This window comes from Anaerocolumna sp. AGMB13025, assembly GCF_029689925.1.
Lineage (GTDB): Bacteria > Bacillota > Clostridia > Lachnospirales > Lachnospiraceae > Anaerocolumna.
Genome location: NZ_CP121445.1, coordinates 5,544,954 through 5,565,616 on the forward strand (window position 1 = coordinate 5,544,954; position 20,663 = coordinate 5,565,616).

Sequence of the window (20,663 nt, forward strand, 5' to 3'; positions counted from 1 at the left end):
CACGTAATAATATGTATTGTAAAAAATAAATATTTATCGTCTTTTGATGATAAATCAACAGGATTCCAATTATGTTATTCACGTATCCAATTGTCACATTAATTATTTTAACATACTTTCTTGCAATCTTAAAATGTTTTATTTTTTTATTACCAAACTCTTTTTTGAGTTAATGTATCATAGTTCTTTAGGATCCTTTTTCAATTAAGACATCTTTCACTGCTTCTGCCATTACCCGAGTCATTTATTATTTGAAAAACTAGAATGCAATTAAATAAAAAAAAGAAAACGGAGTTACAAAAGCTCCATATCCGCTTTCATAACTCCATTATCTATATTTATAAAGACTATATCCAAATCGTTGATAGTGCAGTTTTACTATCCCAATCCCAAATAATAAAAATCAGGCAACTAACTTCGTTCATAAAATCAAATACTTTAAAGAACCTTAGCGGCAAGTACTTAGAACCTGAAATCCCGTTTTCCTTCCTCTACCTGGGTAAGATATCCCTTGGCAATGCCACGGACTTTTTCATTCGTTATATGTTCCATTTCTTTTTGGATTACTGCTTCTCCTTTTTGTTTTGTATCAGGTTTTGCATAATCTTCGAGATATTCCTTTAAGGTCATTAACGCATTAGGTTGACAACAATTAGCTATCTGCCCGGATTTTACTAGGGTCATAAAACGGTCGCCCGTTCTGCCTTCACGGTAACAGGCCGTACAAAAACTAGGAATAAAGCCCAAATTCAATAACCAATTAACCACTTGATCAAGGGTTCGTTTATCTTCTACGTCAAATTGCTTGGAGTTATCATCTTCTGTTTCCTCCTCGGCATACCCGCCTACACTGGTTCTGGAACCTCCGCTTAGCTGGGTAACTCCAAGTTCCAGCACCCTTTCTCTGGTTTTCTGGGATTCACGGGTAGATATAATCATTCCGGTATAGGGTACCGCAATTCGAAGAACTGTTACTATTTTAGCAAATATATCATCAGAAATGGCATTCTTAAAATCATCGGTATCAATATCATCTGCCGGACGGATTCTTGGAACACTTACGGTATGGGGACCCACACCCATGGCTGCTTCTAAATGCTCTGCGTGCATTAAAAGGCCTACAAAATCATAACGGTACAGATTCAGACCAAATAATACACCGATTCCTACATCATCAATTCCACCCTCCATGGCACGGTCCATGGCTTCTGTATGATAAGCATAGTTGTGCTTCGGTCCGGTGGGATGGAGCTTCTCATAATTTTCCTTGTGATAAGTCTCCTGGAATAAAATATAAGTACCGATACCCGCTTCTTTTAACTTTCTGTAATTTTCCACCGTTGTAGCGGCTATGTTGACATTGACACGGCGGATCGCACCGTTTTTATGTTTAATAGAGTAGATGGTCTTAATACTCTCCAGAACATACTCAATGGGATTGTTGACCGGGTCTTCCCCTGTTTCTAAGGCCAGCCGCTTATGACCCATATCCTGCAGTGCGATTACCTCTTCCTGAATCTCCTCCTGGGTTAATTTCTTTCTGGATATATGTTTATTTTTATAATGGTATGGACAGTATACACAGCCGTTTACACAATGATTGGAGAGATATAAAGGCGCAAACATAACAATACGGTTACCATAAAATTTATCCTTGATTTCTTTGGCGAGCTGGTATAACTTCTGATTCTCTTCATCCAAATCACATTCCAGCAAAACTGCTGCTTCACGGTGGGTAATACCTTTCATAGCCCTTGCTTTTTCGATAATTTCAGAGATCAGGGTACGATTGCTTTTATTTTCCCTGGCATAGTTTATGGTTTCCAGTATTTCTCCATCGTCAATAAATTCTTCTGCTTTCTTTGATAATATATTATACATTTTTCTTATCCTTTCTATTGAAAAATCGAGGCAACGCGGATTTCGTTCTCAACCGGTATTCGTCTCATAATTAGTGTGTTTATTCCTATTGCAGAGGTACAAAATCTCCTCTGGCGGTTACGATTTCATAGCCGATTTGATGCATTCTGTTCTGGAGGCAAAACCGGCATTCGGCGGCTTCTTCTCCGGTACAGATTTTATTGTCGTAGAGTTCATACTGTTTTCTAACCGATACAGGGGATAAATTGGGCATTACTACGTTGGCACCGGACATAATACCTTTTTCCCTTCCAAGTGGATGAATTGTTCCGAGGGCGGTTGTTGCCGGAATCAAGGCATTGGGTATCATTAGCCGTAAAATGCTGATTAAAAATAGCGTCAGTTCCATAGAACCTTGCTTTTCCTCTGCAAAAGGTGTGTCGTGATGGGGCAGATATGGTCCGATTCCTACCATTGCCGGTGATAATTCCTTAATAAATAAAAGATCCTCTGCCAGATTATCTGCCGTCTGATAAGGTGACCCCACCATAAACCCGGTACCTACCTGATAGCCAATGGCTTTTAAGTCTCTTAGGCACTGCTTCCTTACCTGTAAGCTTAGACTTGCCGGATGAAGTTTTCTGTAATGCTCTTCATTAGCAGTTTCATGGCGCAGCAGATAACGGTCTGCCCCTGCCTTATAAAAGGCAAGATAGGAATCATAGCTTTTTTCACCGATGGATAAGGTCAGGGCACAATCCGGATAATTCTTCTTTATAGAAGAAATAATACGAATCATATCCTCATCGGAATAGCGCAGGTCTTCCCCTCCCTGTAAGACAAAGGTCCGGAACCCCAATTCATAACCCTGTTCACAGCAGGATAGGATATCTTCATCTGATAGTCTGTATCGCACTACATTGGTATTGCTGCGGCGGATTCCGCAGTAGTAACAGTCATTTTTACAGTAATTTGTGAATTCGATTAAGCCTCTGGTATAGACTTTATTATCAAAATATTGGTTTGCTGTTTTCGCTGCTTTTTCCCTGGCATATTCTGTATCTTCCTCTGTATACCCGGATAACAGTTCTACAAATTCTTCTTTGGATAGGGTTCCTTTGATTTCTAAGGTGTCAATCAATGATTTCATGTTTGGCATCTGGATTACTCACTTTCTTATGGGCTTAACAAGGGGCCGGTCTGATGTTGAACTTACATAGGTGATTCATTACACTACCTGTGAAATAAAAAAATCCCTGCACCCGGTTAAAGGTACAAGGACAGAAAAACAAACCATAATATAAATCATATCTGGTCTATCATACTATTCTCTCGCCTTTTCACTCGGGACGTACCCTTGTGCTCAGCACGACATTATTTAATGTATTAATTTTTAATAATTGTTAGTGGTTTCTTTGTTGTTTGTTATTAGTTATTTTGTTGTTATATGTTTTGTTATTATATGCTTTGTTATTAGTTATTGGCTGGTAGTTTTTAATAATTAATTATCAGCTATCTATTCTTAACTATTATCTATTGATAATTTTTCATTACTACTCAGCAGGCTTTGTTATTTTATTAACAACTTTCTATTCCAATTATACACCCATTTTTCTTTGAAGTAAATAGCAAATATCGTACCCACTTTAAATTCTGCCTCGTTTCGACATCCGGCTAATTAATAATTATTATCTTTAAAGCTTTATAAAACCCAAGATTTTGTTTATTTACTAACAATTACAGATGTTTCGTTGTGCCTTAGCTCTTACTGATGAAATTATTTACTAGTAGTAGTTATCTGTTGGGTAAATTAAGGTATTAAGATAAGACAGGGTAAATATGAATATCTGCAAGGTATAGATAACCAGTCTTTCTGTTAATCCCAAAACATTTAATTTCATCGACATGGTTATGGGATTCAGGCTTCCGAATAAGGTTATGAGTATAGCTGTAACAAGAGTGAAGGTTCCAAACTTTTTCATTCCCTCTTCTTTCAGATAGCCGAATGCAAGGAAGAAGGCGGAAGCAATTGTTGTAAATATAACAATTACTGTTATAATAATATGCATCCTATTCTGAAAGTTCATAACGGTCTTATCTTTGGTCAATGGAAAACTGCTGTAGCCTATAACAGAGGTAAACTGCATAATAAGCATAATGATAAAACCAATTTTTAATAATCGGTTATAACGGCGGAATGCTTTTATGACCATTCCCAATACAAAAAGCAGGGAGCAGATTCCATATATAAAAGTAAATACCCGCAGCAGTTCTGCATTCGGTGCTCCATCTGCCGTAAGGGAACTGATATCCGTTGTAATCGGATTATATTCCTTCCAAAGGATTCTGCCCAGCGTTGTATGTATAAAATAAGTAACTGTTCCTATCATGCCAAAGGGCATAAGGTATTTTTCTAATTTCATGAATCTGCTTCCTTTCAATTTTCCTAAGTATACCGATTCTCTCACTTATCAATTATAATTCGTATATCAATTATCAATATGTAGACCAATTATCCTACTTATCAATTATAATTCGTATACCAATTATCAATATGTAGACTAATTATCCTATGTATATCAATTATAATTTGTATACCAATTATCAATATACAGACTAATTATCCTATGTATATCACTTATGATTCGTGTACCAATTATCAATATGTAGACCAATTATCCTACTTATATCAATATAATTCGTATACCAATCATCAATATGCCGGTCGATTATCAATACGTCGGTCGATTATCATAAGTATACAAGTTATTCTTAATATATTATAAATGAATGTTACACCCTTTAACCTTAACTATCTAAACACAACTTAATTATATAGGAAAAATTAAGAATTTGAAATAGTATTAAACCCTTTAACTTTTATTCTTTTATACAAAATACAAATTCCGTTCCTTCACCTGACTTGCTGTTTAAACTTATGGTTCCGCCATGCTGTTCAATAATATATTTGCAGATGGATAGTCCAAGACCGGAGCCTGGAATACTCATAGTCCTTGATTTTTCAGCACGGTAAAACAAATCAAATACATAAGGGGCATCCTCGGTACTGATACCGTTTCCGTTATCTTTCACCGAGATGATAACCTCATGATTTGCACTGTCATATTCCGTCTTAATCCGTATAAATCCACCCTTGGGCTTTGTGTATTTCATACTGTTATCAATCAGGTTGGTGATAACCTGGGTAATACGGTTTTCATCCATGGATACTAATATATCCGGCACCTTGTTTTCCCAGTCAAAGATAAAACCTCTTTGTTCCACCAGCTCTTTTACGTCTTTTTCAAGCTTACCAATATATTCCAGAAAGTAATGCTCCGTTTTTGTTATCTTTAATTCGTTTAGTTCCGCATTGGAGTGTTCCAGTAAATCACTTATCATATGATTTAAAAGTTCCGCTTTTTTGATCAGAATATCATAATACTTCTTTTTCTTATCGGGTGTATCTGCCAAACCGTCCCTTAACCCCTCGGTATACGCTTTTATTGTTGAAATTGGAGTTTTTAAATCGTGGGAGATGCAGGAAATAAGCTCTTTTTGAGAACGTTTTAGCTGATCTTCCTTCTCTTTATTCTCTTTTAATTTATCCCTCATTAATTCAAAGCCATAGGTCAATTCATCCACTTCATTATGATTTAAGTTATTTCCATGGATGTTAACAACGGGAATATCATAATTTCCTAAAAGAATCGCCTGGGCAGAGTCGCTGATTTCCTTCATGGGGGTTACTATATGTTTCTTCATATAAACCGCATGGTAAAGGAATAAAAGAACAGCCAAAAAGACTGCAGTCAGTACCGGTAGATAGATTGAAATAAGTAAATCTGCTTCGCTTTTCCCGATTATATCATCTCTTGGAATTAAAAACAGGACAAACCCTGAAACCCGCCTTCCCTCTAAGGAACCTTGGCTTATCCCTTTTTTATCGCCTTCCAGTAAAAAGGCTGCACGGATATCTTTTTTATTCTGCTGGTAAAAGCTATTATCAAATTGAACTACTTCTTTTAAGTTAACATAATCACCCTTCTTTAACTTAAATTCTTTGGAATCCGTTAAGACTTTTCCTTCTAAATCCAGAATAACATAGGGATAAAATTTTATTGCAGTCAAACCTGTTGAATCTGCTGACTGCTCTTTACTGTTATTGAGTTTCTCCGATGCCTTATTGGCTCCAAAATTCCCAGCCGATATATTAACCTCTTCTTCTATAACCCTTAATTCATCTGCTGCCAGAATTCTAGCCTGATTATAAAAGGATAATTCTTTATAAGCATAAAAGCGTTTTATGCTTATAAAGACAGAGATAATCAGCGAAAATATGACAACAGCATGAATTACTATTTCTTTTCTTAAAATCGTCCGGTTCTTCATACCTTCTCCATTTATAGTTAAACTCAAAGTCATAAGGTTAAACTATAATCTGTATTCATTCATAACACTAAATTGGGCTTTTGACTCTCGAATCATACACTAAACTAAATATACCTTAACACCAGCATATTTCAAACAGACCTGAAGCAAGCCGCACCGAAATGCATCGCTGGGCTGGAAATCCAAACGATGTGCAGAATTGAATTTCAAACTCCCAAATTAACTATTACTATTAAGTAACCGACAGCTTATATCCCACACCCCATACTGTTTTAATATAATCCAGCCGGTAAAGATTTAACTTTTCCCGTATCCGCTTTATGTAAACAGCCACACTGCTGATGTCGCCATACTCATTCATTCCCCACACATTTTCATAAATCTGTTCTTTGGTAAATACCTGGTTTAAGTGGCTGGCAAAGAAATATAATACCTCATACTCTTTCGTAGTCAGTTCCAGTTCTTCTTCACCGACTTTAGCCGTATAACTTTCCTTATGTAAAATCAGCTTCCCCACCGTAAGCCCATCTTCCTTTATAACAGGAGCTGACTTATGATACCGTCTTAAATGGGCTTTCACTCTTGCCACCAGTTCCAATGGGCTAAAAGGCTTGGTTACGTAATCGTCGGCACCGATTCCTAAGGATATGACTTTATCCATCTCCCCGCTTTTTGCAGACAGCATTAATATGGGAATCTCCGATGTTGCACGTATCTTTTTGCATACCGCCATTCCGTCCAGTTTTGGAAGCATAATATCAAGAAGAACCATATCCGGCTTGCAGATTTCAAAAAGTTCCAAACCCTTTTCTCCGTCAAATGCGATTTGTACGGCGTAACCTTCCACTTCCAGATAATCTCCCAGAATTTCCGCCAGTTCCACTTCATCCTCGATTATTAACACCGTCTGCATCATACCAAACCTCTTTCCTACCAGCCGCGATTTTTTAAAAAATCATACAGAACGGCTTCTCTTTGGGGTTCTGTCTTTTTATCATATTCATCCAGCCTTAGTTCACCGTCTACCCTGCCGTCCCGTAAGTATATGATACGGTTTCCCCGTACAGCGGCTTTCAGGTCATGGGTAACCATAACCACCGCCTGATTCTTACTGTGGATTTCAGTAAAGATATTAAGAACCTCTTCTCCTGCCTGGGAATTAAGCGCCCCGGTGGGTTCATCTGCAAACAGAATTTCCGGTTCATTCATTAAGGCCCGGCAGATCGCCGCTCTCTGCCTTTGTCCCCCGGATAACTGTCCCGGATATTTCTTCTGGTGTTTTGTAAGCTCCATTTGTTCTAACAAACGATCGATCCGCCTTTCCAAGCTGATTTTACGGTCAGCAGAATTTAAGTTTTGTTTATCCCTATTCGCTTTATAGGAGGGACTTTTAATATTCTCCCGTATGGTCAGATCAGGTATTAAGTTAATTCCCTGGAATACAAAGCCGATTTTATCTTTTCGGATGGCTGCCAGTTCCTTTTCCCGGCTGTTTGTTATATTTTTTTCACCTAAACAGACTTCACCGCTGGTTACCTGATCCATTCCGCTTAGGAGATACAAAAGAGTGGATTTGCCGGAACCCGAACTTCCCATAATAACGGTAAAATCCTCCTTATAGAGTTCCAGGTTCATATTTTTAATTACATTATTGACTTCTCCATCGGTCAGGTAACTTTTACATACTAAATTTGTTTTTATTATAACATGATTCATATTTATTTACCTCATCTTTTAAGTTATGACTTTAAATTATTTCTTTTATTTCTTTTAAAATTCTAATTTAATCAATCCATATTTCGTTGCACTTTTTGCTTTTTACAGGCTTATATAAGGTATTTCAAGCTATTTCATGGTATTCTAAGCTATTCCTGTTTTTTTCAGGTTTGTTTTATTCTCATTTAGTTATGCTCATTTCATGTTTTTTCATAATTATTTCGGGTTTATCACAAGTTTATTTCACGCTTTTTTATGCTTATTTCATGTTATTTCAAAGCCTATTTCTTGGTAATTCCATATTCATTTCCTCCCGGATTAAATACAAAATTTCATTATTCCTGGTTCAGTTCATCCATATGATTACCGTTTAAGGTCCAGGAAGAAAGTACTGTACTTGACATAAACATAAGCAATATCAGTAGATTGCCAATTAGCATATAGGGCAGGCTATAATTCACCAGGTACTTTTTAAAGCCGAAGAAGGATAAGCATAGCACCATGATTTTCGGGTAAAGCAAAATGAAGGATGGTATGGTAATTATCATGGATATTACAGCTATAATTCCTGTGTAGTATAAGTTAGCTTTAATCAGGTGGGAAGACGAATAGCCGATACATTTATAAATACTGTTTACTTTTCTGTTATCATTGTTTTTTAAATATACAATGGCTGTTATATTAAGGGCTCCAAGCAATAGGGACAGAATCATAAACGGTGTGATAGCCTTAATCTGAGGATCACAAATCGTGGCCATAATACTGCTATATTTGTCTTTCCGCGGTAAGATATCCAGACTGTCCTTATATTTGCTGCCATACTTTTTAATATATTGATTTATATCGGTATCTGGCTTTAAGTACACGGAAGCTTCGGTATATTGAAATGCCACACCGTTTTCCTCAAAGGTTGCGCCGAGCAGCCTGCAGCCTCTTCCCATGTTATAATAGCTTTGATAGATTCCGGTAATTAACAGGCTGACTTTCTTATCTACATCCAGATATACCTCGAGGTAATCACCGATTTCTTTCTTAAATTCTTTGGCAGCCAGGCTGGATATGACGATTTCATTGCTGTATCTGGGATTCCGGCCTTCAATTAAGGGCATATCAATATTTTCATAGGTCTCATAAACCATTGCCATAATAATAGGTTCCCCCATGCCTTTCTTCCAGGGCACCATGACATTAACATCATTTGCAGTCAGGATCGCCCGGTCTGTTTCCGGTTCTTTTTTCAGTTCCTCCATTACAGGCAGGAACTGCTTCGGGGACAGGGAACTAACCGCTACATCATGTTTATCAAAACCGATCCAGTAATAATTGTTGGTTTTCATATCTTTAATAATGTTAAAACTGGATAAGGCAAAATTAAAACAGTATATTGATACGATACAGGTTAAAATAATATAGCCGGTATTCTTCCTGTCACGCTGCAGCATCCTTATTCCGATTCCGGCTGCGGAAAAGTTTAGCTTATCGGAAAATAAATAGTGCTTATGTTTCTTTTTCCCCAGCTCGGCTTCTTTGCCGTTTAAAATCACCACCGGCTTCATACTCTTTAACTTTCTCAGGACACTATAAACCTGAAGGAGTACAAATCCTAAGATAACTAAGACGCAGGTTATGCCGGGAATTAATGTACCGTTTGATTTTACCTCCCCCAGATTTTTAAACGCCTGAACCATAAAACTGTCCGATATGAGAAAGGAAGCCGCCGCACCGGCTATACTACCGACTGCCACAATAAACAGATAGAGCTTTAAATAGATTCCGGTTAACTCCTTATTACTGTAACCTATGGCTTTATAGATGGCTATGGTTTTCTTATCATATAGCAGAGCATTCCTTATCATATAACGAATCATGATACAGCTTACCAGGAGGATTAGAATACTGATTCCAAGGAGGATGCCTCCCAGTATTTTTTCCATAATGGCATTGTTATTTGTCCTATCTTCTAAGGTTATCCCTCTGCCTTCTAACACTCCGGCATACTTTTCCCGGTATTCGTCTATAATGCTGCTGCCCCTGACATCGTCGCCGCCATAGACAGCAATGTATTGTTCTACCGGAAATTCCTCTGGCAGACTGCCGGTAAGAATTTCATTATTATAGGCCAGACTCATATTATAGGGATCCGTATAGATACCGATTACTTTATATTTCATATGCAGGTTTGTACCGGTAATATCAAGATAGTCACCTGTTTTAAGATTATTTTCATTGGCAAAGACCGCGGATATAATGCATTCCTTATCCCCAGGCTTTCTTAACTCCCCGCTTATCACCCGGTAATGCCCGTGTAGATCTTCCTGGTATTCCACCAGATCAGAAAATCCGCTTACTAATTTCGTGTTACTTATAACCTTTTCTGTCAGGTAATGATACGTTACAATCGATGCTTTTTCACACAAATCCAGTGCTTTAAAGCGTTCCCTTACCTGTTCCAGTTCCGTTTGCGGCATTTCAAAGGGATATACCTTCACCTTTGGAGCGTCACAGGCCTTACTTAATTCTTTATATGGTTTTTGTAAGGAAGTCATAATCACCATGGAACTAGTCATTAATATGGAACAGACAAAGACGATAATAAAGATAATTGCCGACTGTAATTTTCTCTGTCTTAACTTTTTCATCCACATAAAAAAATCCCTCTTTTCATTCTTTCTATCATACATCTTACCGTACGAATTTTAAATAAAAAGAGGGAATTTATGAATAATTATGAAAAATTAAAATATAGTAATCCAATTAAAAGATTTGAGTGTCAAAAGATCTCTCAACATGTATTCATTCCAAACACTAAATTGATCTTTTGACACTTGAATCATTAAAATATATTAATCAGATCACTGATCCGGTCAATTAAAATATCGGCATCCTTTAATTCATCTTTTAAAGCAAACCCATATTTACATCCAATGGTATAGATTCCGTTGTACTGACCGGCTTCCATATCCTGCTTCCTGTCACCGATTATGACCATTTTCTCTTCATAGCGGTGCTTTATCGATTTTAGAATTTCATGTTTTGGCAGAAAATTATATTCTTCCGAGCAGATAAAATCATCAAAGTACCGGTCTAACCGGAATAATTTCCGATGATTCTCCAGGTAATAGATATTACAGTTGCTGATAAAAACCAGATGATAGCTCTTTTCCTTTAAATAGTTCAGGGTTTTTAGGGCATCTTCATATAAAACCGGTTTCCCCTCCTCGATTAACCGTCTCATTTCAATTCCGATTAAATTACTGCAATACTGCTGGAGTTCCGGACCCAGATCCGGTTTAAACTTCCTCCACATATCTTTTGCATTAAACCCCAGCCAGTAGCTGATTTCTTTATCTGTCCATTCCCGGTCTTCGGCCAGGCCTTCTTTTACAAGATAACCGTAGGCTTTTTTAAAGGCATGGGCATATATTTTCAAACTGTCATGGAGCGTCCCGTCATAATCTAAAAAAATGGTTCTGATTTGTGCAATGGGTATGGTATTATAGTATTCCATATAACTTATAACTGCCTGATTAAATTAGCCATTTCAATGGCAGTAACGGCTGCATCATAGCCTTTATTGCCTGCTTTGGTGCCTGCCCGCTCTATGGCCTGTTCAATATTATCTGTTGTGAGGACGCCGAATATGACGGGTACTTCGGTTTCCAGGGAAACATGTGCAATTCCTTTTGTTACTTCGTTGGATACATAGTCAAAATGGGGGGTTGCTCCGCGGATTACAGCGCCAAGGCAGATGACTCCGTCATACTTGTTAGACTTCGCCATCTTTTTCGCAATCAAGGGTATCTCAAAAGCTCCCGGCACCCAGGTTATGTCAATTTCTTTTTCCTCCACACCGTGACGCTTTAAGGCATCCAGGGCACCGCTTACCAGTTTCCCACTGATAAACTCGTTAAACCTTCCTGCTATTATTCCAAATTTCAAGCCCTGTCCGATTAAATTTCCTTCCATTGTTCTCATCTTATTGTTCCTCCTTAAAATTTAACATGTGTCCCATTTTTATTTTTTTCGTACGCAAATAGTATTCATTTCTTTCATTGTGATTCATCTGGATTGGTTTCCGTTCTATGATTTCTATGCCGTAACCGGATAATCCTTTGATCTTTCTGGGATTATTGGTCAGCAGTTTTACCTTTTTTGCTCCAAGGTCCGCCAGTATCTGGGCTCCGATGCCATAATCCCTCATATCCTCCGGAAACCCTAAGGCAAGATTGGCTTCCACCGTATCCATGCCCTGATCCTGAAGGGCATAAGCTCTGATTTTATTAATGAGGCCGATTCCTCTGCCTTCCTGTCTCATATATAGGAGTATTCCCCTGCCTTCTTCATTGATTTCCTTTAAAGCCTCTGCCAGCTGTTCTCCGCAGTCGCAGCGCATAGAGCCGAAAGCATCTCCGGTCAGGCATTCTGAATGTACTCTTACCAGTACCGGCTCACCGTCTTCTACGTTTCCCTTTACCAGTGCAACATGGTGTTCTCCGTTTAAGATATTTTCATAGCCCACCATTTTAAACTCTCCGTATTTGGTAGGAAGTTTTGCCTCTGCGGCCCGTTTTATATAGATTTCCGTGTTCCGGCGGTATTGAATTAAATCGGCTATGGTTATGATTTTTAAATTATGTTCTTTTGCATATTCCATAAGTTCGGGGACTCTTGCCATGGTTCCGTCTTCACTCATAATCTCACAGATGACACCTGCCGGATAAAGCCCGGACAACACTGCTAAGTCTACTGCTGCCTCCGTATGGCCTGCTCGCTTTAATACACCGCCTTTTTTGGCTTCTAACGGAAAGACGTGACCGGGCCGTTTAAAGTCATCTTCCTTCGCGGATGGGTCTAAGAATTTTTGAATGGTTTCGGCTCTTTCTTTAGCGGAAATTCCTGTGGTGGTTTCTTTGGCATCTACGGATACGGTAAAGGCGGTCTGGTGGGATTCCGTGTTCTTTGAAACCATAAGCTGTAAGTTAAGTTCCTTTAACCGTTCTTCCACCACCGGCATGCAAATCAGTCCTCTGCCGTACTTAGCCATAAAGTTAATATCCTCTGGGGTTACTTTTTCAGCCGCCATTAAGAGGTCCCCTTCATTTTCCCTGTCTTCATCATCTACTACTATAATCATCTTTCCTGCTTTTATGTCACTGATTGCTTCTTCTATGGTGTTAAAGATATACATAATTTAATTCCTGTATGGCTGTTATAAAACATAATCCTTAGTTAAAATTCCCAAGTTATCTATGTGATGAAATTATTTAACAGCTCCACTGCCACGATTCGTACTGAAAGAGTTAAGTGTGGCATTCCTTTCTTATTTTATTTTCCTTCAGCAGCTCCTAAAGAAAACCATTCCGGCTTAAAAACTCTGTATCTATTCCTGATTTTTTATCCGGTTCCTTTACGGCTAGTAATTTTTCTATATATTTCCCAATCATATCACATTCTAAATTAACCTCATCTCCTGCTTTCTTTTTAAGCAGTGTGGTTAAGTCCCTGGTGTGGGGAATGATGGAGACTTTCAATACCTGTTCATCGATATAGGCTACCGTTAAGCTGACACCATCTATGGCAATGGATCCTTTATGGACAATGTATTTTAATATTCCAGGCTCTGCCGAGATGGTAATCCAGACCGCATTGTCTTCCCGTTCATATCCGGTAATGATACCCGTTCCGTCGATATGACCGCTTACCATATGACCACCTAACCGGTCTCCAACCCGCAAAGCTCTTTCTAAATTGACCTTATCTCCGGCAGTTAAATGCCCTAGATTGCTTCTTCTTAAGGTTTCTGCCATGGCATCCACCGTAAAGCTTCCGGTCGTATATCCGGTAACCGTAAGGCATACCCCATTGGTGCTGATACTGTCACCCAATTTTACCTCACCTAGTATTCCCTGTGCTTTGATTATAATTTTAGCTGATTTAACCGACTTTACTATGTTTTGTATTTCACCGATTTCTTCGATCAGACCGGTAAACATTCCTACCCCTCCTTATCTATATATCCTTCTATCATGAGGTCTTCACCAAAGGAATACGTCATTATATCTTTTAAAACAACTGCCTCCTTCATAAGCTGCCAGCCGGCTCCGCCTACAGGGGTTTTTGCCTGGCTGCCTCCAATTAGCTTGGGTGCTATAAAGATATTTACTTTATCTACAAGTCCTGCTTCAAGGGCTGAATAATTCAGCTCACTGCCGCCCTCTAACAAAATGCTGTCAATCTCCATTTCTCCAAGGGCTTTCATAAGAAATGTAAGATCGACTCTGCCGTCTTTGGTGGGAGTCTTTATAATTCTGACTCCTTTTTCCCTGAGCTTATTTAATTTGTCCTCTTTGGCCTTTTCTGTTACTGCCAGGATGGTTTCTGCTTTGGAGGCTACCTTTATCACATTAGCAGTAAGAGGGAGTCTGGCACTGCTGTCTACGATAATACGGTGAGGGTCCCTGCCTTCTCTGTCCTTTAAACGTGTGGTCAGATAAGGGTCGTCTTTTAATACCGTACCAATTCCAGCCATAATCCCGGAAACCCGGTGTCTTAAACCGTGGACATACTGCCTGGAGGCTTCCCCGGTAATCCATTTGGAATCTCCCGTCACTGCTGCTGTTTTTCCATCCAGGGTCATGGCAGCTTTTAGAATGCAAAAAGGCGTATTAGTAGTGATGTACTTAATAAATATTTCATTCAGCTTTCTGCTTTCTTCCTCCAGCACTCCGGTGATTACTTCGATTCCTGCCTCCCGTAACAGTTGTATTCCCCTTCCTGAGACTTTGGGATTGGGATCTTTTAATGCTACCACAACTTTTTTGATTCCTTTTTTTATTATCGCCTCCGCGCAGGGAGGTGTCTTACCGTAATGGGAGCAGGGTTCCAGGGTAACATACATCTTGGCCCCTGTTACATCTTCTGTCCCCTGATTAAATGCATTTATCTCTGCATGAGGACCGCCAAAAAATTCATGATATCCTTCTCCGATGATCCTCCCGTCTTTTACTATGACTGCTCCTACCAGAGGATTTGGTCTGGTATATCCGATACCTTTTTGGGCTAATTCCAATGCCCGTTTCATGTATTTTTCATCCATTTGTCTGTACCTCTGTGTTTATTGTTACCAAATACTTATAAACCTTTCACTATTTGAGAGAAAAAACTGCGAAGTCTGATTATCAGACTTTGGCGCCGTCGCAGTAAAAAAATTAAGCCCTGAATATTCAGGGCTTATAAGCATTATGGATAGATCTACTAAGATTTATTCTTAAATATTGTACTTATTGTTAATTACAATATTTATTTTGATCTTTTATGGTTTCTATCGAATCTTCTTTCATCCAGACTTTACTGTCGGCTTCGGAGTTTAACCGAATCTGCCTTACGGCTCGCGGGCTATACCGCCGGTAGGGAATTACACCCTGCCCTGAAGATATATTCAGTTTTTATTTTTTCTTAATATAGCATTACTTGATTTGTTTGTCAAGCGGTTTCGGGATTTCAATCACGGGAGTCTCGGGATTTCAATCACGGGAGGTGTTTGACGGGAGATTTTATAAAGGGGGGCGGCAGTATCCCGGCAGGCTTGCAATTTTTTTGTAGGGAAAGAACCCTCCTGGCACTAAGACTTGGTGAACTGCTTAAAGCAGGAGGAAATGAGCAAAACTCACTTCGTTCAGACAGTTGCTCTTTTCCTCCTTGACGCAGTTCATCAAGTCTAAGTGCCAGGAGGAACCTTTCCGATACAAAAAAATTGCAAGCCTGCCGGGATACTGCCTAAGTCTTTGGGATTATCTTTTTCTTCATTAGGCTGACCGCTTTTCTCTTATATTACGGGCTGTTTAATTTTTGTAGGTGACTGATCCGTCTTTAAAGGATATATAGATACTCTTTCCTTGATTGTTTGTAATATACCAGTAAAGCGTATCTATTAATTCACTCTTATTTGAGAAGGAGTCTTTTATATAAAAATCCAGAGGGGTAGTTGGAAATCCTTTCTCTTCTGCAATTTTCTGAGCACCTTCTATATCGACACCTTCCTCAGCATAAAGAGTAAATACACCCTTGCCAGTAACTGTAATAATATATTTCTTTTTATTCGTTTTTTTATCTAAGCCTTCATATAAATGAATATTCTTTTTTTGCATAACTATATTAACACTTATGTTATACTCTTTCTCTATTGTCTGTTTCGTATTTGATGTATTACTTAAAAAGTAGTATAAAAATTGTATCCTCTCATAATTTATTATGCCTAAAAAAATAACAGTTGCTATAATTGTAATAATTATCCTTTTCTTTTTCATAGTCTTTATCCGCTCAATCTTATTTTTTATATGGCTGAATCAAATATATCTTTCAGAACATTCTGTGTCATTATCATAGTTTCATAATCTATAAATATCGGCTGGGTTCATAAATCGTGAATTGCATAATACTATATATCATCTATGTCTATTCTGTACCCAACTAAGCTAACACTAACATAGTGGAATCCATATTGTCCACCATATCCATTCTTATTTTTATATAAAATAGTTCCAGAAAGTATTGTTTACTTGACTTAGTAAAATAGCCTGCTAAGCTAAATCTGTTGAATACCCCTATAGCAATCCTGCTGTTTGACAAAATCACTGGAATATTTTTACATATTAATTTATTACATCTTTACTTTTTCTTTATCAATATACCATATAAAAACAGGATAAATGACACAATTATTCAGTGGTTAATAAAATTAAAATCTCTCTATATTTTCGATACCTCAGATGATTGCTTGTCTGTTAGGTATAGAACATGAGTAATACATAATTATAACATAAATCTGTATAAATTGCATCAAAACTGACATATCATTCAAGGTAAAAATCTATAACTAATAGCTAAATAAATAGAAAGTCATACCATTTTGCAGCGCCTACATCTGTCCCTGCATTTCACAATTGAAGTTCTACTTTCATCTGCAGCACACGCTTTTAATTTTCCTGCATAAATTAATACATAACATAGAAAGGGGAATTTATTTGCAGGACGATCAATTTATTCATGAGTATAGTAACCAGCAGCCCTCTGATTCTGATATAAAATTTACCCAGCAGCTGCCAAGGGATAATCAACCCCCTATGGGTGGTAACAGACCGCCTATGGGCGGGAATCAGCCTCCTATGGGCGGTGGCAGACCTCCTATGGGTGGGAATCAGCCTCCTATGGGTGGTAACAGACCTCCTATGGGTGGGAATCAGCCTCCTATGGGCGGTGGCAGACCTCCTATGGGTGGGAATCAGCCTCCCATCGGCGGCGGCAGACCTCCTATGGGTGGGAATCAGCCTCCTATGGGCGGCGGCAGACCTCCTATGGGTGGGAATCAGCCTCCTATGGGCGGTGGCAGACCTCCTATGGGTGGGAATCAGCCTCCCATCGGCGGTGGCAGACCTCCTATGGGTGGGAATCAGCCTCCCATCGGCGGGAGACCGCCATTTAATCCTCCTCCACCGCCATTTAATCCTCCGCCGCCTCCATTTACCCCTCCTCCTTTTAATCCTCCGGGAGAGGATGGACAGCAGCCCCCTGCACCTAGGTCGGCACCACCTACTTTTACGCCGAGTATACCGCAAAGACAGGACGGAGCAAGAGGTATTCGCAATTGTCTATACAGAAATACCTTTATCTGGCTGAACAACGGCAACAGTTTCTGGTTCTTTCCGACCTTTGTCGGGAGGCAGGCAGTTGCCGGATTTAGGTGGCGAGGCTTTGGCTGGACGTTCCAAAGAATTAATTTAGAACGCATTCGTTCCTTCCAGTGTTTCTAGCCGGCTAAAAAAGGTACTGCCCAATTAAAGTTAGCTTAATTGTGGCAGCACCTTTTATTTTTAACCAGCAGTCAGAACTTCTTTAACTGCTTGAGCTTTTGTAATTCCTTAATCCTACCTTCCAAATCCCATAGGCGATACCGGTAAATAAAATTACGATAACAACCCCATATAAAATTCCGGAAAGTGATATGGTTTTCATCAGAAACTGAGTTGGTATGGTAGCCATAAGTCCATAAGGCAGTATAAAGTAAAACAGTACTTTAAAGGCTCCTTTAAATAAAACTCCCGGTACCTTCATACAAAGTTCTAAAAGCTCTTCTGTACGGGTTATATTGGTTCCTGATATGACAAAGAAAGGAATACATCTTAAAATCAGTTGGATATCATACCATAACAGTGTCATGAGTGCTACTAAACCCGCATAGCCAATTCCCTGAGGTAAGGTTATTGACACTTTACTTAGGGAAATACCATATAGTATGATTCCGATACTTACAAAGATCAACGGAACCGAACCCGGATTGACATTTTCAAAGGTTAAACGAAACAGAGGGCTGACCGGTTTTGTCAGATAATGATCCAGTCCCCCATTTTTAATTTTATCCGGCAGGTCATTAATTCCAAAAAAGAAAATAATCATATTTAAGGCATTGATTAAGGAAAAGGTTCCGATAAAAATCATCATTTCCCCTTTTGACCACCCTCCAATGGTATCTACCTGAGAATAAATTGCCTGAAACAGTAAAAGTTGTATAAAAAATACTGTCCCGTCAACGAAAAATGCTCCAAAAAATGATAACCGGAATACCATCATGTGGGATAACTTCATTTTGATCAATGATTTAACAAACCGTAGATTCTTCATATTCCCTAACCGCAGATTCTTCATATTCCCACCCCGTCATATCTGACTCTCAGTCTGTTGTAAGTAACATAATTCAGCAGCATAAATGCTATGATCCACCCAGTCAGGACAAGCAATCCTAACATTCCTTCTCCGGTATTTCGACCGATTAAGAGCATGGAAGGCAGATAAGTGACATAATAAAAAGGGAAAAAACGCATAACAAAATTTATCCCCTCTGGAAGTAAGGACAGCGGCAGCATGGTACCGGTTACAAAGGCTACCAGATTATTTTTAATTATTAAAAATAGCTGGATATCCTGAAACTGAAAGGTTAAAATTCCAAGAAAATAATTCAATTGTACCATAAATAGCAGACCTAAGAGAATCATGCATAGGCTAAGCAGTATTATGCCTGGATTTAAAGTGACGACAAATCGGATTCGAAAGAGAAAAACCCACACCACTGCTGCAATCAGGTTAAATAAGCCATAAAAAGTAGCCGCACCCCAGGTTTGTGCAAGAAAATATGTTTGAATATTAACGGGTACCACCATATATTTTGAGAAGCTGCCTTCTCTGATTCTGGCGCTGATCTCCCCGCTTACTCCATCTGACATTTCCATCTGGGCTAAAAAGGAACTTATGATATAGTAGGATAACATGGAATGAAAAGAAAAACCGGCTACCGATTCCCGTTGACCAAATATGGTTCCCCAAATAATATAGGCAAATAAGATCTTTATTATAGTAAATACCATATTAAAGCCAATCTCAAATCGAAAGGCAAGCTGTGCTTTATAAGTAATTTTAGCAACTTCTAGATACTTCACCCTATCACCTCATCTCTGTTTGCATAGATTTTTTCGACTACCTTGCCGATCTCATCTTCTTCGATGGTTACATCATTTATTTCATATTTGCCAAGAAACTCTTTTAGTATTTTTTGTACTTCTCCTTTTGGAGTCATAAATGAAATTTTATACGGACCCTCCTCTAAAATTTCATAGGTTTTTGGCAGTACAGCACAGGTTTTATGTTCAAAGGAGATGGTTACTTTTTTATGGGTCTGGTATTTATCAAATAATGCACCGGTCTCACCATCATAAAGCTTTAGTCCATCATTTACCACCACACACCGCCTACACAGACTTTTTATATCCTCCATGTAATGGGAGGTAAGTATAATGGTAGTTCCTTTTTCTTCATTTACTTCTTTCAAAAAACTTCTTATCTGTTTTTGCGCTACCGCATCCAGACCAATGGTGGGTTCATCCAAAAACAGTACCTTGGGATTATGCAGCAGAGCAACAATCAGTTCCATCTTCATACGTTCTCCAAGGGATAAGGTACGTACCTGGACATCCAGGTATTCGGCTACACAAAACAGGCTGATAAAATAATCGAGATTTTTTTTATATTCCTCGTCTGATATCCCATAGAGCTCTTTAAATAATAAAAATGTATCAGCCGCTGTTAATTCGAAAAAGAGCTGGCTTTTTTGTCCCATTACCACGGCATACTGTCTTTTAAACGAGTTCTCCAGCTTATTCGGGTAATATCCCAACACGGATATTTCACCGGAGGTTGGAGCTATGATTCCGGTAAGCATCTTAACTAAAGTAGTTTTACCAGCTCCATTTGGACCGATCAGTCCCACGAATTCTCCTTCCCCGATGGATAAATTAAAACCTGATATTGCATCTTTGGTTATATATTCCCGTTTAAAAAGGCTTTTGACACTCCCCTTTAATCCGGCATCCTTTTTATAACGTTTATAGGATTTTGTCAATTGATTTGTAGTTATTACATTCATGTTTATACCCATTGCATACCGCAAACCTGTTTGTGGTACTGCCACAAATAAAAAGGAGTGAAAGAATGACAATGTGGCATCCTTTTCTATTTATGTTTTCTTTCACTCTTATACACCCTTTGTATATCGAGGGTTACCTTGCGATATTGGCATCCTTTCAATTCTTATATTTTCTTTCACATCGATCCTTGATAAGACCAGCCCTTTAATATAAATAATTCAA

Annotated in this window: 17 protein-coding genes and 1 riboswitch; of the genes, 1 reads left to right on the forward strand and 16 read right to left on the reverse strand. The window is 38.6% G+C overall.

Annotated features, from left to right (window positions below):
• Positions 1–462: 462 nt before the first annotated feature.
• The 13 genes from hydG to QA584_RS23125 form a co-directional block, all read right to left on the reverse strand.
• Entirely contained in the window at positions 463–1,881 is a 1,419-nt protein-coding gene (hydG, locus tag QA584_RS23065) for a [FeFe] hydrogenase H-cluster radical SAM maturase HydG (RefSeq protein ID WP_278271452.1), read from the reverse strand.
• A gap of 85 nt (positions 1,882–1,966) precedes the next feature.
• Positions 1,967–3,010: a [FeFe] hydrogenase H-cluster radical SAM maturase HydE gene (gene hydE / locus QA584_RS23070; RefSeq protein WP_278275227.1), complete on the reverse strand. Its 1,044-nt coding sequence runs from the start codon at positions 3,008–3,010 to the stop codon at positions 1,967–1,969.
• A gap of 634 nt (positions 3,011–3,644) precedes the next feature.
• Positions 3,645–4,283 (reverse strand): DUF998 domain-containing protein, encoded by a 639-nt coding sequence (locus tag QA584_RS23075; RefSeq protein WP_278271453.1) that lies wholly within the window; start codon positions 4,281–4,283, stop codon positions 3,645–3,647.
• Between the two features lie 457 nt (positions 4,284–4,740).
• The gene (locus QA584_RS23080; protein ID WP_278271454.1) at positions 4,741–6,252 is read right to left on the reverse strand and encodes a sensor histidine kinase; all 1,512 of its coding nucleotides are present in this window, start codon (positions 6,250–6,252) and stop codon (positions 4,741–4,743) included.
• A 232-nt stretch (positions 6,253–6,484) separates the two neighbouring features.
• Positions 6,485–7,168: a response regulator transcription factor gene (locus QA584_RS23085; protein WP_331487729.1), complete on the reverse strand. Its 684-nt coding sequence runs from the start codon at positions 7,166–7,168 to the stop codon at positions 6,485–6,487.
• A gap of 14 nt (positions 7,169–7,182) precedes the next feature.
• A complete protein-coding gene (locus QA584_RS23090; RefSeq protein ID WP_278271455.1) occupies positions 7,183–7,968 on the reverse strand; it encodes an ABC transporter ATP-binding protein in 786 nt (261 codons plus the stop codon).
• 335 nt (positions 7,969–8,303) lie between these two features.
• On the reverse strand, positions 8,304–10,613 hold the full coding sequence (locus QA584_RS23095; protein ID WP_278271456.1) for an ABC transporter permease: 2,310 nt from the start codon (positions 10,611–10,613) through the stop codon (positions 8,304–8,306).
• A 188-nt stretch (positions 10,614–10,801) separates the two neighbouring features.
• Positions 10,802–11,476: an HAD family hydrolase gene (locus QA584_RS23100; RefSeq protein ID WP_278271457.1), complete on the reverse strand. Its 675-nt coding sequence runs from the start codon at positions 11,474–11,476 to the stop codon at positions 10,802–10,804.
• Positions 11,477–11,481: 5 nt separating this feature from the next.
• Entirely contained in the window at positions 11,482–11,943 is a 462-nt protein-coding gene (ribH, locus tag QA584_RS23105) for a 6,7-dimethyl-8-ribityllumazine synthase (protein WP_278271458.1), read from the reverse strand.
• A gap of 1 nt (position 11,944) precedes the next feature.
• Positions 11,945–13,156: a bifunctional 3,4-dihydroxy-2-butanone-4-phosphate synthase/GTP cyclohydrolase II gene (locus QA584_RS23110; protein WP_278271459.1), complete on the reverse strand. Its 1,212-nt coding sequence runs from the start codon at positions 13,154–13,156 to the stop codon at positions 11,945–11,947.
• Between the two features lie 157 nt (positions 13,157–13,313).
• Positions 13,314–13,961 carry a riboflavin synthase gene (locus QA584_RS23115; protein ID WP_278271460.1) on the reverse strand — a complete coding sequence of 216 codons (648 nt, stop codon included), beginning with the start codon at positions 13,959–13,961 and terminating at the stop codon, positions 13,314–13,316.
• A gap of 2 nt (positions 13,962–13,963) precedes the next feature.
• A complete protein-coding gene (gene ribD / locus QA584_RS23120; RefSeq protein ID WP_278271461.1) occupies positions 13,964–15,064 on the reverse strand; it encodes a bifunctional diaminohydroxyphosphoribosylaminopyrimidine deaminase/5-amino-6-(5-phosphoribosylamino)uracil reductase RibD in 1,101 nt (366 codons plus the stop codon).
• A gap of 228 nt (positions 15,065–15,292) precedes the next feature.
• Positions 15,293–15,406: riboswitch (FMN riboswitch) on the reverse strand.
• Between the two features lie 403 nt (positions 15,407–15,809).
• Entirely contained in the window at positions 15,810–16,274 is a 465-nt protein-coding gene (locus tag QA584_RS23125) for a hypothetical protein (RefSeq protein WP_278271462.1), read from the reverse strand.
• Between the two features lie 717 nt (positions 16,275–16,991).
• Between QA584_RS23125 and QA584_RS23130 the strand changes: the two genes are divergently transcribed.
• On the forward strand, positions 16,992–17,777 hold the full coding sequence (locus QA584_RS23130) for a hypothetical protein (protein WP_278271463.1): 786 nt from the start codon (positions 16,992–16,994) through the stop codon (positions 17,775–17,777).
• An 82-nt stretch (positions 17,778–17,859) separates the two neighbouring features.
• Here QA584_RS23130 and QA584_RS23135 read toward each other — a convergent pair whose 3' ends face one another.
• Genes QA584_RS23135 through QA584_RS23145 form a run of 3 tightly spaced genes read right to left on the reverse strand, consistent with a single transcriptional unit; the run spans position 17,860 to position 20,440 of the window.
• Positions 17,860–18,669, reverse strand: a complete 810-nt coding sequence (locus QA584_RS23135) for an ABC transporter permease (RefSeq protein ID WP_278271464.1) — start codon at positions 18,667–18,669, stop codon at positions 17,860–17,862.
• Positions 18,666–19,457: an ABC transporter permease gene (locus tag QA584_RS23140; protein WP_278271465.1), complete on the reverse strand. Its 792-nt coding sequence runs from the start codon at positions 19,455–19,457 to the stop codon at positions 18,666–18,668. Before QA584_RS23140 ends, QA584_RS23135 begins: the two co-directional genes overlap by 4 nt.
• On the reverse strand, positions 19,454–20,440 hold the full coding sequence (locus tag QA584_RS23145; protein WP_278271466.1) for an ABC transporter ATP-binding protein: 987 nt from the start codon (positions 20,438–20,440) through the stop codon (positions 19,454–19,456). Before QA584_RS23145 ends, QA584_RS23140 begins: the two co-directional genes overlap by 4 nt.
• Between the last annotated feature and the right edge of the window lie 223 nt (positions 20,441–20,663).

Excerpts from the sequence above, each read along its gene's own strand:
- hydG (WP_278271452.1), bottom strand. The coding sequence starts at position 1,881 with ATGTATAATATATTATCAAAGAAAGCAGAAGAATTTATTGACGATGGA.
- hydE (WP_278275227.1), bottom strand. The coding sequence starts at position 3,010 with ATGAAATCATTGATTGACACCTTAGAAATCAAAGGAACCCTATCCAAA.
- QA584_RS23075 (WP_278271453.1), bottom strand. The coding sequence starts at position 4,283 with ATGAAATTAGAAAAATACCTTATGCCCTTTGGCATGATAGGAACAGTT.
- QA584_RS23080 (WP_278271454.1), bottom strand. The coding sequence starts at position 6,252 with ATGAAGAACCGGACGATTTTAAGAAAAGAAATAGTAATTCATGCTGTT.
- QA584_RS23085 (WP_331487729.1), bottom strand. The coding sequence starts at position 7,168 with ATGATGCAGACGGTGTTAATAATCGAGGATGAAGTGGAACTGGCGGAA.
- QA584_RS23090 (WP_278271455.1), bottom strand. The coding sequence starts at position 7,968 with ATGAATCATGTTATAATAAAAACAAATTTAGTATGTAAAAGTTACCTG.
- QA584_RS23095 (WP_278271456.1), bottom strand. The coding sequence starts at position 10,613 with ATGTGGATGAAAAAGTTAAGACAGAGAAAATTACAGTCGGCAATTATC.
- QA584_RS23100 (WP_278271457.1), bottom strand. The coding sequence starts at position 11,476 with ATGGAATACTATAATACCATACCCATTGCACAAATCAGAACCATTTTT.
- ribH (WP_278271458.1), bottom strand. The coding sequence starts at position 11,943 with ATGAGAACAATGGAAGGAAATTTAATCGGACAGGGCTTGAAATTTGGA.
- QA584_RS23110 (WP_278271459.1), bottom strand. The coding sequence starts at position 13,156 with ATGTATATCTTTAACACCATAGAAGAAGCAATCAGTGACATAAAAGCA.
- QA584_RS23115 (WP_278271460.1), bottom strand. The coding sequence starts at position 13,961 with ATGTTTACCGGTCTGATCGAAGAAATCGGTGAAATACAAAACATAGTA.
- ribD (WP_278271461.1), bottom strand. The coding sequence starts at position 15,064 with ATGGATGAAAAATACATGAAACGGGCATTGGAATTAGCCCAAAAAGGT.
- QA584_RS23125 (WP_278271462.1), bottom strand. The coding sequence starts at position 16,274 with ATGAAAAAGAAAAGGATAATTATTACAATTATAGCAACTGTTATTTTT.
- QA584_RS23135 (WP_278271464.1), bottom strand. The coding sequence starts at position 18,669 with ATGAAGAATCTGCGGTTAGGGAATATGAAGAATCTACGGTTTGTTAAA.
- QA584_RS23145 (WP_278271466.1), bottom strand. The coding sequence starts at position 20,440 with ATGAATGTAATAACTACAAATCAATTGACAAAATCCTATAAACGTTAT.